This window comes from Neolewinella maritima, from assembly GCF_923081025.1.
In the GTDB taxonomy this organism is placed as follows: domain Bacteria; phylum Bacteroidota; class Bacteroidia; order Chitinophagales; family Saprospiraceae; genus Neolewinella; species Neolewinella maritima.
The window spans coordinates 34867-51287 of sequence record NZ_CAKLPZ010000001.1; the positions used below are offsets into that span (position 1 = coordinate 34867).

Consider the following 16421-nt stretch of genomic DNA (forward strand, 5'->3'; position numbering starts at 1 on the left):
CCTGACCGTTAAGGATTTATGCTCCGCAAGCTGTTCATTCTGCCGATTCGTTTTTACCAAGCCGCTATCTCACCGGTGCTGGCCCCGCGCTGTCGCTACGACCCCACCTGCTCGCACTACGCCGTAGAGGCCATCGAGGAGTGGGGGCCCCTGAAAGGTAGCTGGCTGGCACTAAAACGGATCGGGCGCTGTCATCCCTGGGGTGGGTTTGGACCTGATCCTGTTCCCCGTAAGGATTAACCACGGATTACGCAGATTACACACGGATTAGGGCACAGATTCTTTCGGCCTTACTTGTCGTCATACGTGGTCTTTTAAAAAAGCAACGAAAGCATGCTAAAATTCATCTTACTCCTTCTACTCACTACCGCCACCCTCTCCGCCCAGGGTATTCAATTCTTCGAGGGGAGCTGGGCCGAGGCGCTGGAGCAGGCCGCCGCGGAAGACAAGCTCATTTTCGTAGATGCCTACGCCGAGTGGTGCGGACCGTGCAAGATGATGTCTGCCCGCGTGTTTCCGGACCAGGAAGTGGGGGAGTACTTCAATGCCAATTTCATCAGCGTGAAGTACGATATGGAGAAGAGTGAGTCCGAGGAGTTTCGGCAGTGGCACTCCGCCTCCGCCTATCCGACCCTGCTATTCATCAATGCGGAAAATGAGGTGGTGCACCGCCTGATCGGGGCCCGGCAGACCAAGCAGCTTCTGCGGGATGCCGCCAGTGCCCTGGCCCGTACCGAGAAGGACCTGGACGAATTGCGGGCCGACTACGAAGCCGATAACACCGCTGAGACCGCCTACGCTTACGTGCGTGCGCTGCTCCGCGCCGAAGAAGCTCACCTGCGGGTGGCCAATGACTACCTGCGCCGGCCGGAGGTAGATTTCACCGCACCTGCGACCCTCCGCCTACTCTTACTTTCCGCCACGGAAGCGGATAGCCGACTGTTTGACCTGCTGCTGGAACACCGGGAGGCAGTAGCTGCACTGGAGGGTGGGGAAGCCGTAGATGCTCAGCTGCAGCGGGCCGTGCGCAATACCTTCGATAAGGGGCTTGAATATCGCAGTGAGGACCTGCTGGCTACCGCGGTGGAGAAGCTGGCGCTGATAAATAGGGAGGAGGCTAAGCGCCTGGAGTCAGAAGGTGAGTTTGCGCTCGCGCTACGTGGTAATGACTATAAAGACTTCGTGAAAGCTAGCAAGAGCTACCTCAAGCATGGCGCTGCCGGAGATGCCGGGCGCCTGCGTGGGGCCTTCACGGAGATCAAAGGCTCCTCCTTCAAGGAATACAAGGAGGCTACCGACCTGGCGGCCGAGGCGCTTTCCGCTGCCGCCGAGCTATCCCCCGAGGAGGGCTGGCGCGACTACTACCAGCTGGCCCGCTACCTGCAGGAGCGCATGCGCAACGAGCAGGCCCTCGAAGCTGCCGAGCGGTCGCTGGCCGGACTGACCAACGGACCCGCCAACTACCGCCGCGCCGTACAGGCGCTGGTCGACGAGCTGCGCGCAGCGACCAAGTAGGCAGGGTGTAGTTTTGTGGCATGTATCCCGACCTGTCTTACCTCCTGCACGCCCTGATCGGGACCGCCCGCGACAACGCCTTCAGCATCGTCAAGACCTTCGGGCTCTTCCTGCTGCTGGCCTTTCTGGTCGCCGCGCGGCTACTGAAGTGGGAGCTGCAACGTCGGGAACGGATCGGACAACTCACCCCCACCAAAACGCTACAGGTGCCGGGCTATACGGTCACTACGGCGGACTATATCACTAACGGTATCCTGGGCTTCGTGCTGGGCTACAAGCTCCCCTACGCAGTGGTCAACTTCGCGGCCTGGCAGCGCGATCCGGGTGGGGTGCTCCTGTCTACGGAGGGCTACCTGCTGACCGGTCTGCTGGGCGCGGCACTGCTCGTCGGCTACTACTACAACATCGCGCGTAAACAGGATGCCGTGGTAAATCCGGTACCGGTGGACGTGTACCCCAGTCAGCGCATCGGTCCCATCACCATGCGGGCGGCCATCGGCGGACTGCTGGGCGCCAAGCTCTTCGCCGTGATCGAGTACTGGGACCGCTTCCTGGCCAACCCCCTACAGGAGCTGTTCAGCGGCGGCGGACTAGCGATCTATGGCGGACTCATCGGCGGTTTCGTAGCCGTTTACCTCTACCTGCGCAAGCACCGCATTGCCGCCCTGCCGGTCATGGACGCGGTGGCGCCGGCCCTGATCGTAGCCTACGGAGTGGGGCGGATCGGGTGTCAGCTCAGCGGCGATGGCGACTGGGGCGTGGCCATTCCGAACGGCATCCCCGCGGGCTGGTGGCTGCCCGACTGGATGTACGGCTTCGACTATCCCCACAACGTGCTCGGTAAGGGCGTCCCGATTCCTGGCTGTACGGCTGAGTACTGCAGTCGGCTCGCGGAGCTGCACTATCCCACGCCTTTCTACGAGACCCTCATGGCCTTTGCGATCGGTGGCGTACTGTGGGGTCTGCGCAAGCGACTCACGGTATACCCCGGGCTACTCTTCAGCGTATACCTCTTCCTCAACGGAGTGGAGCGCTTCTTCATCGAGTACGTGCGGGTCAACGACCAATATGATGTACTGGGTCTGAGTCTCACCCAGGCACAGCTCATCGCAATCGGCTTCATGGTAGCGGGGCTCGCTGGTGGGGTGATCGCCTCACGGCAGAAACGATGGACAGCCGAGCAGTAGGCAGGGGCGGGGCCGCGGGTGCAGAGGGAATAGCGCGCAGAAAGAAAACGCAAAATTGGTTGACCAATACTTGGTTAACCAATTATTCTATATGTATATTGAGCCAGCGTGAATAAGCCCCGCAGCAAAGCAGTAAGAATGTTAGAGAATTTCAGCGCCATTAAAGTAGAGAACCCAGTCGACATTATCATTCGACAGGTGCGGGCACTGATCACTTCGGGACAGTTGGCACCGGGTGACCGGCTACCGGCCGAGCGCAAGATGGCCGAGCGCCTGGGCGTAAGCCGCAGCCACGTCCGCGATGCGATCCGCAAGCTAGAATTCTACGGTATCCTCCGCACGCTACCGCAGAGTGGTACGGTGGTCGCCGGCCTGGGTATCGCTGCGCTGGAGGGCTTGATCACGGACGTCCTGCAACTGGAGGAGCGTGACTTTGGCTCGCTGGTCGAGACCCGAATCATGCTGGAACTGCAGTGCGTGAAGCTGGCTGCCGAGCGCCGCACTACGGACGACCTCATCGAGATCGAACGGGCGCTGGGCGCATATGAGGAGAAGACGCGAAGCGGAGGCTCCGCGGTTGAGGAAGACCTGCTGTATCACCTGGCTATCGCCGATGCCAGTAAGAACAGCGTGCTGAAATCGCTGATGATGATCATTACACCAGATATTATCAGTCAGTATGTGAAGTATGCTATTTGCGGTGACCGGGCTGACTTCAAAGCGCACCACGAACACGTAGAAATACTGCGATATATTCGCGAACAGGATACGGTAGCCGTACAAAAAGCTATGCAGCGCCACCTGAGTGATGTAGCTCAGTTCAGTAAAACACTGAACGGACAGAACTAAGTCAGCATACGATCTTGTAAATTATGCTCAACGCCAGGCGAGGTAATTTCTCCCAGCACACCAAACTTATTGTTAAATTGCAACCGATTGAATTAGAGTAGCCCCGCCGCTGCCCATCACCGGTTTGTCTGTTCTTACCCTACTATCCCACGCTATTGTCCTCACGCAAATTATGAAACAATGAATCATCTATCCGCTCTATCCCGGACCCTACTGGTCCTGTTGTTAGCGATCACACTGGCCATACCGTCCTCCGCCGGTGCGGCCCATCTACCTTTTCAACTTATCGTCGGTGTAGTCACCGACGCCGATACCGGCGAGCCCCTCATCGGTGTGACCGTAATTAAGGAGGGTACGACCTCCGGTACCGTCACCGACCTCGACGGCCGCTACGAGATCGACGCCGAGCCCACCGATAGGCTGGTGTTTTCCTATACGGGTATGGCTCCCCAGACCATCGATGTAGCGGGGCAGACCACCATCGATGTGCAACTAAGCTCGGATTCTGAACTACTGGACGAAGTAGTGGTCGTAGGATATGGCTCGCGCAAGAAGAGCGACATCACCGGAGCGGTATCGTCCATTAAATCCGAAGAACTGACCGCCTTTCCAGTACTGGACGCGGCCCAGGCGCTGCAGGGACGTGCCGCCGGTGTGGTGGTGCAGTCCAATAACGGCGGAGAGCCCGGCGCACCCATCAGCGTAAAGATCCGGGGCAATACCTCGATCAATGCCAGTAGCAATCCGCTCGTAGTAGTAGACGGCTTCGTCGGCGCGACCTTCCCCCAGGCCAACGACATCGCCTCCGTAGAGGTCCTCAAGGATGCTTCGGCAGCCGCTATCTACGGCTCCAGAGGCTCTAATGGCGTAATTCTGGTAACGACCAAAAAGGGTAGGAGCGGCGAGCTCGCCGTGGAGCTGAACTCGAATTATTCCATTACCAATACGGCCAATGAGCTCGAGCTACTGGACGCCAATGAGTTTGCGTCATACCAGCAGGCGATCAACCCCAATTACGTGCAGGGCCCCGCGAATACGGACTGGCAGGATCTCCTCTACACCACGGGCAATACACAGAACCACCAGGTCTCCTTCTCGGGGGGCAGCGATAACATCAACTTCTATGCGTCCGGCACCTACTTCGACCAGGAGGGTGTAATCATCAACTCGGCCTTCGAACGCCTGTCGTTCCTATCGAATGTAGACGCACAGGTGAGCGATAAGCTGAAGTTGGGGATCAACTTCTTCGCCAGCCGGGGCAAGCAGGACGGTGTACCCACCCAGTCTACCGGTCAGACCGCCAACGGCGGTGGTGACGATGTGGTCTCCCTGCTCTTCCGCTTCACGCCCGACCGGGGTGTCCAGGACGAGAACGGGGTGAATACGATCAATTCCGTAGGCGACAACGTAGACAACCCCCTGGCTATCGCCCGGGAGGCGATCAACGAAACCAAAGTGGACCGCTACCGTACGAACCTGTACGCCAGCTACGAGATCCTGGAGAATCTGAACTTCAAAACAACCTTTGGCTACAGTACCCGAAACCTGACGCTCGGTGTATTCCGGCCGTCCACCCTGGTAGTCACCGCAGGTGGTACCGGCGGCACGGCGAGCATCGATAACCTGCGGAACACCAACCTGCTGAGTGAGAACTACCTGACCTTCGACCAGGAGCTAGGCCGGGGCGACCTGACCCTGCTGGCAGGCTATTCATATCAGAAGAATACCAACGAACGCTTCTCGGCGGCCGCTCAGGGCTTTACATCGAATTCGTTCTCCTACCGCGCGCTACAGACCGGCTCCACCCAGTTGATTCCTAGCTCCTCGCTATCGGAATCGGAGATCCAGTCGCAGTTCGGCCGGGTAAATTATGATTTCGACGACCGCTTCCTGATCACGGCTACCGTAAGACGGGATGGTGCGTCCAACTTCGCCGCCAACGAGAAGTACGCCATCTTCCCCTCCGGTGCCGTCGCCTGGCGCATCTCCAATGAAGCCTTCCTGCGCGACAATCCTACCGTATCCAGCCTGAAGCTTCGGGCTAGCTACGGACTCACCGGCAACCAGGCCATCTCGCCCTACCAATCCCTGGCCAGCTTCGGCTCGGTCTTCACGCCCATCAACGGGCGCACGGTCACTAACGTGACGCCAAATCAGGTAGCCAATCCGGACCTGAAGTGGGAAACCTCCTACCAGACCAATATTGGCCTGGACTTCGGCCTGTTCGAAAACCGGCTATCGCTGTCCCTGGACTACTACAATATCGATACCAAGGACCTGATCATACAGGATGCCAGTCAACCACAGTATCTGGGCTTCCTGAATGCGGCGAGCCTGAGAAACGTAGGCGAGATCAATAACCGTGGATTCGAGATCACGCTGAACTCCCGCAACATCGCAAAGGGTGATTTCCGCTGGAGCACCGATTTTAACTGGGCTACGAATAGAAATGAATTCGTGACTCTGCTGGACGGAAGCGACATCTTCCAGGATGCCTCGCCCGGCTACTTCAACGTACCCCGTACGCACGTGCTGCGCGAGGGAGAGGCGGTGGGTGTCTTCTGGGGCTTCGACTACCAAGGCATCTATCAGGGAGGCGATCTGCCCACTGGCCTGGCTACCTTCGAAGGAGCCGAAGCCGGGGATCAACTCTTCGTGGATGTCAACGGAGACGGGACCATCACTACGGATGATCAGACCATCATCGGTGACCCTAACCCAGACTTCACGATGGGGGTGACCAATAGTTTCTCCTACAGAGGCTTCGACCTGAGTATCTTCTTCCAGGGTGCCGTAGGTGGTGACGTCATGAATCTTACGGCCGTGCAGTTGTATAACGGAGATTCTAACGGACCCAACGCCCTACTGAACGCCTGGACGCCGTCTAATACCAATACCGATGTGCCCCGCGCCCGCCTCCGGGGGAAGGAAATCTCTTCACGCTTTGTGGAGGATGGCAGTTATATTCGGTTGAAGAACCTCGCGCTTGGCTACACCTTCGGTGGAAACTTCACCGAACGATTACGCGTAGGTAATATCAGGCTCTCCGTAAGTGCACAGAACCTGCTGACGTTCACGGACTACTCAGGCCTAGACCCCGAGGTAAGCTACTTCGGCTCTGGTGGCCAGGGTGCCTCGGAGAGCAATACCACCAACGGATTCGACTTCGGAAATTATCCCACCATTCGATCATTGAATTTTAGCCTCGGCGTAAAATTCTAAATAAGCAATAAGATGAAAAAGTACGTAGTATTTCTCTTTTTAGGATTCGCACTGGCCAGCTGCTCTGATCTGGTGGAAGAACCCGTAGGGGTCCTGGCACCCGACGGATTCTTCAAGACGCCCAGTGATATTCAGACCGCCACCAATGCCGCCTTCGGGCATATGGTACACGAGGACTTCTGGGGTCGTAAGATGTCCCTGACCCTCATGCTGCGCAGCGACATGGTAGCCATCGGTGATCCGACGACCGCACGCCGACGTATCGACCACGACGAGTTTACCGTTGCGGCCGATAACGGAATGATCGAAGGGTACTGGCTGAGGGTCTATCAGATCATCTCCGCCGCTAACCAGGCGATCGCCGGTGCCGAACAGGTCAACGCAGCCGCCGAGGTGAAGAACGCGATCACGGCGCAGGCCTACTTCGCGCGTGCCTTCGCTTACTTCCACTTGGTACGGCAGTTTGGAGATATCCCGTACATCAATACGCCGATTACGGATCTGGCCGCGGCGAGCTCCGTCAGTAAGACACCCGCCGCCGAGGTCTACGCTAATATCATTGCCGATCTGGAGTTTGCCAAGCAGTGGCTGCCAGATACCCAGGAGTCGCGGTCTATCCCCGCTAGGTCGGCGGCGCACGCCTACCTGTCGCTGGTACACCTCACCATGGGCAACTACCAGATGGCCTACGATGAGGCGAAAGGAGTGATAGACAACGAAGACACCTATAACCTGGGGCTGGAAGATGATTTCCAGGACCTGTTCGATGCCGTAGCGATCGAGAGCTCGCGCGAGCCCCTCTTCACGCTGGACTTTATCGGCGCGAGCGACGGAGACGACGGACGCGATTACCAGGCTGCCCTGACCGGTATCCGTGGTGACGAGCAGTATGGCTACGGAGGAGGCTGGTCCGTGGGTGTGCCCTCCCTGGATGTATACAGGAGCTGGGACGGACGGGACTACCGCAAATCCGTCAGTCTGGATACTACCGCTGTATACAATGGCGTAACGGAGACCTACGAAGTCTTCATGAACTTCAATACCCGGGCCGTCAACCGCCCGCACATTGCTAAGTACACGCGTCGGTTCGGAGCCACCGCTACCGGAAACGGTCGGGGATCCAACTACAACTACATGATGATGCGCTACGCGGAAGTCCTGCTGATCGCCGCCGAAGCCCTCAATGAGATCAGTCCCGGAAGCACCGAAGCTGAAGGCTACGTGAACCGGGTTCGGGCACGCGCGAGAAACGGTTCGTCCTTCCCCGCGGATGTCTCCGGCCTGTCGCAGGATGCGTTCCGCGAACTGGTGCTGGAAGATCGGAAGTGGGAGCTGGCCTTTGAGGTCAAGCGGTGGTACGACATCGCCCGCCGCCGCCTCGCCGACGAGGTGTTTGCCGCCGATGGCCTGGAAGGTGCTAAGCCGAATTTCGATGCGGCGCAGGACTACCTGTTCCCCCTACCGGCCGATGAGCTATCCCGGAATCCGAACCTGGCGCCCCAGAACCCCGGCTACTAAACCCATCCGGGTCCTGACTGCACCTTCTTTTCTGACTAAACGTATGCGCTAGTTGATCGACCTCGATACCTTCACTGCACCCGCGACCGCGCACCCCTGGCTAGTTGGCTTCATGTGCTTGGTCGTCGGGTTCGGTTGTGGGTCTCCGGAGCCCCGGATCGACACGTCGGACGGGCTACGGCAGGCGATCGCCACCGCCAAAGCCGGCGACGAGATCGTACTGGCTAACGGCACCTACACCGACCTGGCCCTGGACTTTACGGGCCGGGGTACGGAAGGCAAGCCGATCCGGCTGGTCGCCCAGGAAAAAGGGAAGGTGTTTCTGGAGGGTGAGTCTTACCTGCGACTATCGGGTGAGCACCTGGTGGTGGAGGGTCTCGTGTTCCGCAACGGCCACACCCCGACCAGTGAGGTGATCAGCTTCCGTACCGCCAAAGACTCGCTGTGTACTAACTGCCGCGTGACCGAGTGCGTGATCGACAACTACAACCCTAGCGAACGCTTCGAGAGCGACTACTGGGTGGGTATTTACGGTCGCAACAACCGCTTCGACCACAACTACCTGACCGGTAAGCGCAATCAGGGGGTGACCCTGGCCGTGCGGCTGGATAGCGAGGAGAGTCGGGAGAATTTCCATCGTATTGATCACAACTACTTCGGCGAGCGGCCGCTGCTGGGCTCCAACGGCGGGGAGACCCTGCGTATCGGTACCAGCCACTACTCCCTGAGTAACTCCAATACGCTGGTCGAATCCAACTACTTCGACCGCTGTAGTGGGGAGGTCGAGATCGTTTCCAGTAAGTCGGGAGCCAACGAATTTCGTGGCAATACCTTTCACGAATGCCAGGGTACCCTGACCATGCGCCACGGCAACGGCACGGTGGTCGATGGTAACTTCCTGCTCGGCAACGGCAAGCCGAACACCGGCGGCATCCGCATCATCAATGCCGGTCAGCAGGTGACGAACAACTACCTCTACGGCGTGACCGGCCACCGCTTCCGGGCCGCCCTGGCGATCATGAACGGGGTACCCGACTCGCCCATCAATCGCTACCATCAGGTCACCGACGCGGAGGCACGCGGCAATGTATTCATCGACTGCGACCACATCGAACTCGGGGTGGGTAGTGACGGTGAGCGCAGCGCGGCACCCGAACGTAGCCTGATCGCCGACAACGTCTTCGTGAACCGCAAGCGCAGTGACCTCTTCACCGTCCACGATGACATCAGTGGCATCACCTTCCGCGATAACCTGCTGGACGAACAGCTCACCGCCCCGCAGGAAGCCGGCTTCCGTAACATCGCGATCGAGCTGGCCGGAGCCGAGGGTCTGTTGCTGCCCACCGGCCTACCGGCCGCCGATAGCATCCGCACCCGCATGGCCGATCGCGGCACCCCGGAGAACTGTGGCGTGGACTGGTACCCGATCCGGGAGGAGGGGCAGGTGTTTGGCAACGGCAAAACGATCCGTATCACCCCCGGCGAGAACACGCTCTCGGATGCTATCGCGCAGTCTGCCGCCGGCGACGTCATCGCGCTGAGCGCCGGTGAGTACTTACAGACTAAGGCTATCGACCTACGCCATCCGCTGACCATTACTGCTTCGGGTGGGGAAAAACCTACGCTACTATTCCGGAAGACATCTTTCATAAACTTAGAAAACGGGGGTGCGCTGACCCTCCAGGGCGTGCGGGTTGACGGCCGCGAGTGCCTCGACCAGCCACTCAACAGCGTGATCCGTACCAGCCGCTACTCCATGGTCAACAACTACAAGCTGATCATCGAAAACTGCGACTTTACCGAGCTCGATGTCAATCACAGTTTCGATGTGGTACGGGTAGCCAAGCACACCTTCGCAGACTCCATCGTGCTGCGTAATTCGACCTTTCACAACGTGAGCGGCAGCGTGCTACCGCTCCATCAGGAAAACGACGACATCGGTATCTACAACGCCGAGAACGTAGTGATCGAGAACTGCGATTTCGACCAGATCGGTCAGGCCGCCCTGCACCTGTACCGCGGGGGTACGGACGAGAGCACCTTCGGCCCCTTCCTGACCATCGACCGCTGCACCTTCGACGAGGTGGGGATGGACCGGCGCAACCGCAGTGACAGTGCGATCCGACTGTACGGTCCCCAGAGCGTATCCATCACGAACTCCATCTTCGATGATTCGGCTCCCGTACGGCTGCATTTAGTGGTGGGCGACCCGGTGATCTCCCTGGCCGATTGTGTCTTCTCCGGGGGTACCGAGCTGCTCGACAACGGCGCGCCCTACACGACCGAAAACCTTCTTTTTCTCCCCGAACCCATCACTACCCTGCCCGACGGTCGGGCGATCGGCAGCCAACTCCAGTAAGCTTTGCGCCTTCTCTTCCTTCTTTGCTGCTGCCTGTCTGCCGCCTTGCTCTCTGCACAGACTGACTATCCCCCCCTCTTCGCAGAGGCTCTGGCGCGTACGCAGGTGCAAGTAGATGGTGCGATGGAGCGGGGCTTCCTGGTGCCTACCCCGGTGGATATGGCGGGAGGATACACCCACGAGGTCCACAAGCAAAACTGGAAGACCCTATCCGGTGCAGGTGCCATATACCGCCTGACTGGTGATACGACTTACGCCGCTATCGTGCGCGACGGACTGCTCGCCTACGCCGAGGTATACCGCGACTGGCCGACCCATCCGACGGCTCGCTCCTACGCTACCGGTAAGGTGTTTTGGCAGTGCCTCAATGATGCTAACTGGCTGGTGTACGTCAGCGAAGCCTACGCCGACGTATACGACTGGTTGGAGCCTAGCGTCCGCAGCCGGATCAACGCGGAGCTCTTCCGGCCCATGGCGGATTTTCTCTCTCTCGAAAACCCACAGTTTTTCAACCGTATCCACAATCATAGTACCTGGGGCAACGCCGCGGTGGGCATGATCGGGTTGGTGATGGATGACGAAGAACTGGTACAACGCGCGCTGTACGGTATCCCCGCAACCGAACTGCCGGAGGATCTACGCGATGATGACAGCGGCAAGATCATGTCGGAGACCGGGCGGGCGGGCTTCCTGGCGCAGCTGGATCTGTCCTTTTCTCCGGACGGTTACTTCACCGAGGGGCCCTACTACCTGCGCTACGCGCTCTCGCCCTTCCTGCTCTTCGGACGGATGCTGGCCGATAAGCGGCCGGAGCTGAATAATTTAGCTTATCGTGACAGTATCCTCGGCAAGGCGATCGATGCATTATTGCTACAGGCTGATCCTCTCGGCGACTTCTACCCCCTGAACGATTCCCAGAAGGGGATGTCGCTGTACGCACCGGAGGTGGTCAAGACCGTAGACTACGGCTACTACCTCTACGGTCAGGATCCGACGCTGCTTTCTTTAGCCATCGAGCAGGGCAGCGTGACTCTGGATGCTGCCGGACTGGCTGTGGCCACGGCCGTCGCCGCCGGGAAGGCGCAGCCCTTCCGACCCGGATCAGTCGCCTTTACCGACGGTCCGGACGGGCAGGAGGGGGGTGTGGGTATACTGCGCGCCTACGGGGACGGGGAGGAACGGACGGGCCTGGTGATGAAGTACTCCGCCCAGGGTATGGGGCATGGCCACTTCGATAAACTATCCTACTCGCTCTACGACGGTACGGGAGAAGTGATACAGGACTACGGTGCGGCCCGCTGGGTCAACATCGACCAGAAGGGTGGGGGCCGCTACCTGCCCGAAAACCAGACGTGGGCCAAGCAGACCGTAGCCCACAACACCCTGGTGGTCGACCGGACTTCCCACTATCAGGGGGACATCCGGATCGCGGAGAACTTTCACCCCGACCTATACGCCTGGGATGGTGACGGAGACAGCCTTCAGCTAGTCAGTGCCGTTGCTACCGATGCGTATCCCGGCCGGCGGCTGCACCGCAGCCAGTGGCTGCTGACCGATAGCCTGTTCGACCACCCCCTGCTGATCGATCTGTTTCGGGTGACGGGCGATACGGCGGGGGTGTACGAGCTACCCACCTGGTACCAGGGGCAGCTGCTAGCGGCCGATTTCGACTACACCACCATCGATACCCTGACCGCAATGGGTGCCGACCATGGCTACCAGCACCTGCTGACCGAGGCAAGGGGCTATCCGGAAGCGGGCACGGCTACCGTGCAGTGGTTCGGACGGGGGCGCTTCTACACCCAGACCATGATCACCCAGCCCGGCGACGAGCTACTGTTCGTCCGGCCAGGGGCCAACGATCCGAACTTCAACCTGCGCCGCGATCCCGGTTTCCTGCTGCGGCGGGAGGGGCCCGCATCTACGACTTTCCTTGCGGTACTCGAAGCACACGGTAGCTACGACCCCCGGGTGGAGGTAGCCGAGCGGCCCTTCGGGAGTATCAGCGGACTACACCTGATACAGGACGACAGCGACTATACCGCGCTGCGCTTCACCCACCGGGACGGAGCACAGTGGACGCTTCTACTTTCTAACCACGATGCCAGTCCGGAGTCTATCCACGAATTGATCCTGGACGATACGACCTACCGCTGGGAGGGCGTCCATCACCTGATAAAAACTAACGATGCAAGCGAGTAAAGAATTTCTGTTCGGCAAGGAGCTGGAGTGGGAACAGGTAGGCCCGGGCCTCAAGCGCCAGGTCATGGGCTACGACGATCACATCATGCTGGTCAAGGTCGACTTCCAGCCCGGAGCCGTCGGGCAGCTGCACGAGCACCACCACAGCCAGGTCACCTACGTGGAGTCCGGCGTGTTCGAAATGACCATCGGCGACGAGGTCAGGACCATCCGCGGGGGCGATAGCTACTACATCCCGCCCCACGTCATGCACGGCTGCGTATGCACCGCGGCCGGGGTACTGATCGACGTGTTCAGTCCCCACCGCGCGGACTTCCTCCCCTCATCTCCCCCCCAGGTATGAAGCTCTCCGGACTCCGCTGGTGGGTCGTGGGCCTGATCGCCCTGGCTACCGTCATCAACTACATCGATCGCCAGTCACTCAACGTGCTCTGGCCCGAGATCTCCGTCGATCTCTACCCCGAAAAGACCGAGGATGAGCGCAAGGAGATCTACGCCCTGATCTCCGTGGTATTCGTCTTCTCCTACGCCTTCGGCCAGGCGCTGTTCGGCAAGATCTTCGACTGGATCGGTACGCGGCTGGGCTTCGTGCTGTCCATCGGCGTGTGGTCCATCGCCACGGCCCTGCACGCGGTGGCCAGCGGTGTGGCCAGCTTCGCCTTCTTCCGCTCCATTCTGGGCATCGCCGAGGCCGGCAACTGGCCCGGGGCCACGAAGGGTAACGCCGAGTGGTTCCCGACCAAGGAGCGGGCCCTGGCCCAGGGCATCTTCAACTCCGGGGCGGCCATCGGGGGCATCATCTCGATCCCCCTCATCGCCTTTCTGTCCGTGTACTTCAGCTGGCAGGTGATCTTCATCCTGGTGGGGGTCACGGGACTGCTCTGGCTCATCCCCTGGGTGGTGCTGGTCAAGGCCCCCCCGAAGGCCCACCCCTGGATCACGGCGGCCGAGCGGGAGTACATCCTGACTGGGCAGCAGAACCAGGACCTGGACGCGGACGGCAACTTCGACGAGGGCTACAACCCGGACCTACGGACGATGCTTTCGCACAAGGAGAGCTGGGGGGTGATCATCGCCTCGGCCGTGATCGACCCCATCTGGTGGCTGTTCGTGTTCTGGATCCCGATCTACCTGTCGGAGGTATACAATATGGACGTCAAGACCATCGGTATCTACGGCTGGGTGCCCTACGTGGGGGCCATGTTCGGGGCCTGGTTCGGCGGCCTGCTGGCACAGAACCGCCTCAAGGCGGGCTGGGACGTAGACAGTACGCGCAAGCTGGTCATCACGCTGGGCTGTCTGATCATGCTGCCGGCGCTGCTGGCCATGGCCAATCCCGGGGCACCGGTGACGGCGGTGCTGCTGATGGCCACCATCCTGTTTGGCTTCCAGACGGCGATCGGCAACGTACAGACCCTGCCGAGCGATCTGTTCGGCGGCAAGACGGTGGGCACCCTGGCGGGGCTATCGGGCATGTCGGCCAAGCTGGCCGTGGCGGGGCTGACCTCGCTGGTGCCGTGGCTGACGGCGGGGGGCAACTACACACCGGCCTTCGTGATCGGGGCGGCCCTGGCCTGCATCGCCATTGCCAGCGTCTGGTTGCTGATCCCAAGAATCGAATCACTACAACCTAAATTACTAAACTAATATACCATGGACTTAACTGGTAAAACCGCCATCGTAACCGGTGGCTCACGCGACATCGGTCGTGCTATTTGCGTAAAACTCGGCGCCCTAGGTGCCAACGTCGTCGTCAACTACTTCAGCAGTGAGCAGGACGGTAAGGACACCGTCAGCGATGTGAATGCGGCCGGCGGTAAAGGCCTTGCCGTACGGGCAGATATGACCAAGCAAGAAGATGTCGAACGGCTCGTACAGGAGACCCGCACGGCCTTCGGTAACGAGATCCACTACCTGGTCAATAATGCCGGCGGCCTGGTCGCCCGCAAGAAGCTAGCGGAGATGGATCTCGACTTCTGGAACAAGCTCATGACCCTGAACCTAACCTCCGTATTTCTGGCCCACAAGGCCGTAGTACCGCACATGCCCTCCGGTAGCGCGATCGTAAACCTCACGTCCCTAGCGGGTCGGGACGGTGGCGGCGGTGGTGCATCCGCCTACGCTACCTCTAAGGGTGCCCTGATGACCTTCACCCGCTCGATGGCCAAGGAGCTCGGTCCGGACGGCATCCGGGTCAACGGCGTCTGCCCCGGTATGATCGCCACTACCTTCCACGATACCTTCACCCCCGATAACGTCCGCGAAATGGTCGCCGGGAAGACGCCCCTGCGCCGGCAGGGTGGTGCCAAAGAAGTAGCCGATCTGGTCGCTGTATTACTGTCGGATGCCTCCTCCTTCGTGACGGGTGCCAATGTGGACATCAACGGAGGACTGGCTTTCTCCTAGCGAACCCGGATATACACGCCTTGCTCGTTAATGCCGGACGGTCCCTCAGTGACACCGTCCGGCATTTTAATTTGTGCGAATCGTATAGCTTGCAGCAGCGAGACCTACGACACGTTCGATCGTACTCCCATACACACTCCCGATGAACACCCCTCCCACCCGTATCGTCACCTTCGGCGAGATCATGCTCCGCCTCAGCACCCTGCGCCACCAACGCTTTCGCCAGGCCAGAAATATGGAAGTCGAGTACGGCGGCGGAGAAAGCAACGTTGCCGTTTCCCTGGCTAACTACGGGCAGGACGTCCGCTTCGTCTCTCGACTGCCGGACAACGACCTGGGGGAATGCGCCATCCGCTCACTGCGCGCCACGGGCATCGACACGACATACATCGTGCGGGGCGGCAAGCGCCTCGGACTGTACTTCCTCGAGACCGGCGCGGTACAGCGCCCCTCGAAGGTGATCTACGATCGGGAGGACAGCTCCCTGGCCACTGTGGCGCCAGGACAGATCGACTGGGACCGGGCTTTCGACGGCGCCACCTGGTTCCACTGGTCGGGTATCACGCCGGCGGTAAGTGCCTCGGCCGCCGCCGTATGCCTGGAAGCCTGCACGGCCGCCGCCGAGCGCGGTATACGGATCAGCGTAGACCTCAACCACCGTAGCAAGCTCTGGCAGTACGGCAAGTCACCCGCCGAGGTGATGCCCGCCCTGGTCGAGCTCTGTGACGTGATCGTGGGCGGTAGCTACGAGGCCGAGCGCTACTTCGGCATTACCGTGGAGGATAAAACGGACTTCACCCTACTGGCCCGCGCCCTGCGCGCACGCTTCCCAAAGGCCACCGAGATCGTCACTACGCTCCGCGGCTCCATCTCCGCCAGTCACAACACCTATACGGCTCTGCTGTGGGACGGCGGCCAGCTCCACTCTAGCCCCACCTATCACCTGACCCACATCGTAGATCGTGTCGGCGGGGGTGACAGCTTTATGGGCGGACTGATCCACGGGCTGCTGACCTGGCCGGACGAGCCGAGTTACGCCCTCCGCTTTGCCGTAGCCGCCTCGGCGCTCAAGCACACCATCCCCGGTGATGTAAACCTCGTCACCGAGCAGGAGGTGATCGCGCTGATGGAGGGCGACGGAAGCGGACGGGTACAGCGGTAGC

At 60.0% G+C, this 16421-nt stretch carries 12 protein-coding genes; all 12 read left to right on the forward strand.

Annotated elements, in window-relative coordinates:
* Positions 1 to 18: 18 nt before the first annotated feature.
* Positions 19 to 240 (forward strand): membrane protein insertion efficiency factor YidD, encoded by a 222-nt coding sequence (yidD, locus tag MJQ68_RS00180; RefSeq protein WP_238748944.1) that lies wholly within the window; start codon positions 19 to 21, stop codon positions 238 to 240.
* A 93-nt stretch (positions 241 to 333) separates the two neighbouring features.
* A complete protein-coding gene (locus MJQ68_RS00185; RefSeq protein ID WP_238748945.1) occupies positions 334 to 1515 on the forward strand; it encodes a thioredoxin family protein in 1182 nt (393 codons plus the stop codon).
* 20 nt (positions 1516 to 1535) lie between these two features.
* Complete coding sequence (locus tag MJQ68_RS00190) at positions 1536 to 2702, forward strand: prolipoprotein diacylglyceryl transferase (RefSeq protein WP_238748946.1); 1167 nt, start codon at positions 1536 to 1538, stop codon at positions 2700 to 2702.
* Positions 2703 to 2840: 138 nt separating this feature from the next.
* Entirely contained in the window at positions 2841 to 3551 is a 711-nt protein-coding gene (locus tag MJQ68_RS00195) for a FadR/GntR family transcriptional regulator (RefSeq protein ID WP_238748947.1), read from the forward strand.
* Between the two features lie 180 nt (positions 3552 to 3731).
* Positions 3732 to 6773, forward strand: a complete 3042-nt coding sequence (locus tag MJQ68_RS00200; RefSeq protein ID WP_238748948.1) for a SusC/RagA family TonB-linked outer membrane protein — start codon at positions 3732 to 3734, stop codon at positions 6771 to 6773.
* Positions 6774 to 6785: 12 nt separating this feature from the next.
* A complete protein-coding gene (locus MJQ68_RS00205; protein ID WP_238748949.1) occupies positions 6786 to 8291 on the forward strand; it encodes a RagB/SusD family nutrient uptake outer membrane protein in 1506 nt (501 codons plus the stop codon).
* 52 nt (positions 8292 to 8343) lie between these two features.
* Positions 8344 to 10650 (forward strand): chondroitinase-B domain-containing protein, encoded by a 2307-nt coding sequence (locus MJQ68_RS00210; protein ID WP_238748950.1) that lies wholly within the window; start codon positions 8344 to 8346, stop codon positions 10648 to 10650.
* A gap of 3 nt (positions 10651 to 10653) precedes the next feature.
* On the forward strand, positions 10654 to 12852 hold the full coding sequence (locus MJQ68_RS00215; protein ID WP_238748951.1) for a heparinase II/III domain-containing protein: 2199 nt from the start codon (positions 10654 to 10656) through the stop codon (positions 12850 to 12852).
* Positions 12839 to 13195, forward strand: a complete 357-nt coding sequence (locus tag MJQ68_RS00220; RefSeq protein ID WP_238748952.1) for a cupin domain-containing protein — start codon at positions 12839 to 12841, stop codon at positions 13193 to 13195. The genes MJQ68_RS00215 and MJQ68_RS00220 overlap by 14 nt, the downstream gene beginning before the upstream one ends.
* Complete coding sequence (locus MJQ68_RS00225) at positions 13192 to 14499, forward strand: MFS transporter (protein ID WP_238748953.1); 1308 nt, start codon at positions 13192 to 13194, stop codon at positions 14497 to 14499. The genes MJQ68_RS00220 and MJQ68_RS00225 overlap by 4 nt, the downstream gene beginning before the upstream one ends.
* Positions 14500 to 14505: 6 nt before the next feature.
* Positions 14506 to 15258: an SDR family NAD(P)-dependent oxidoreductase gene (locus MJQ68_RS00230; protein ID WP_238748954.1), complete on the forward strand. Its 753-nt coding sequence runs from the start codon at positions 14506 to 14508 to the stop codon at positions 15256 to 15258.
* Positions 15259 to 15400: 142 nt separating this feature from the next.
* Positions 15401 to 16420, forward strand: coding sequence for a sugar kinase (locus MJQ68_RS00235; protein ID WP_238748955.1), 1020 nt, complete (start codon positions 15401 to 15403; stop codon positions 16418 to 16420).
* The last annotated feature ends 1 nt before the right edge of the window (position 16421 follow it).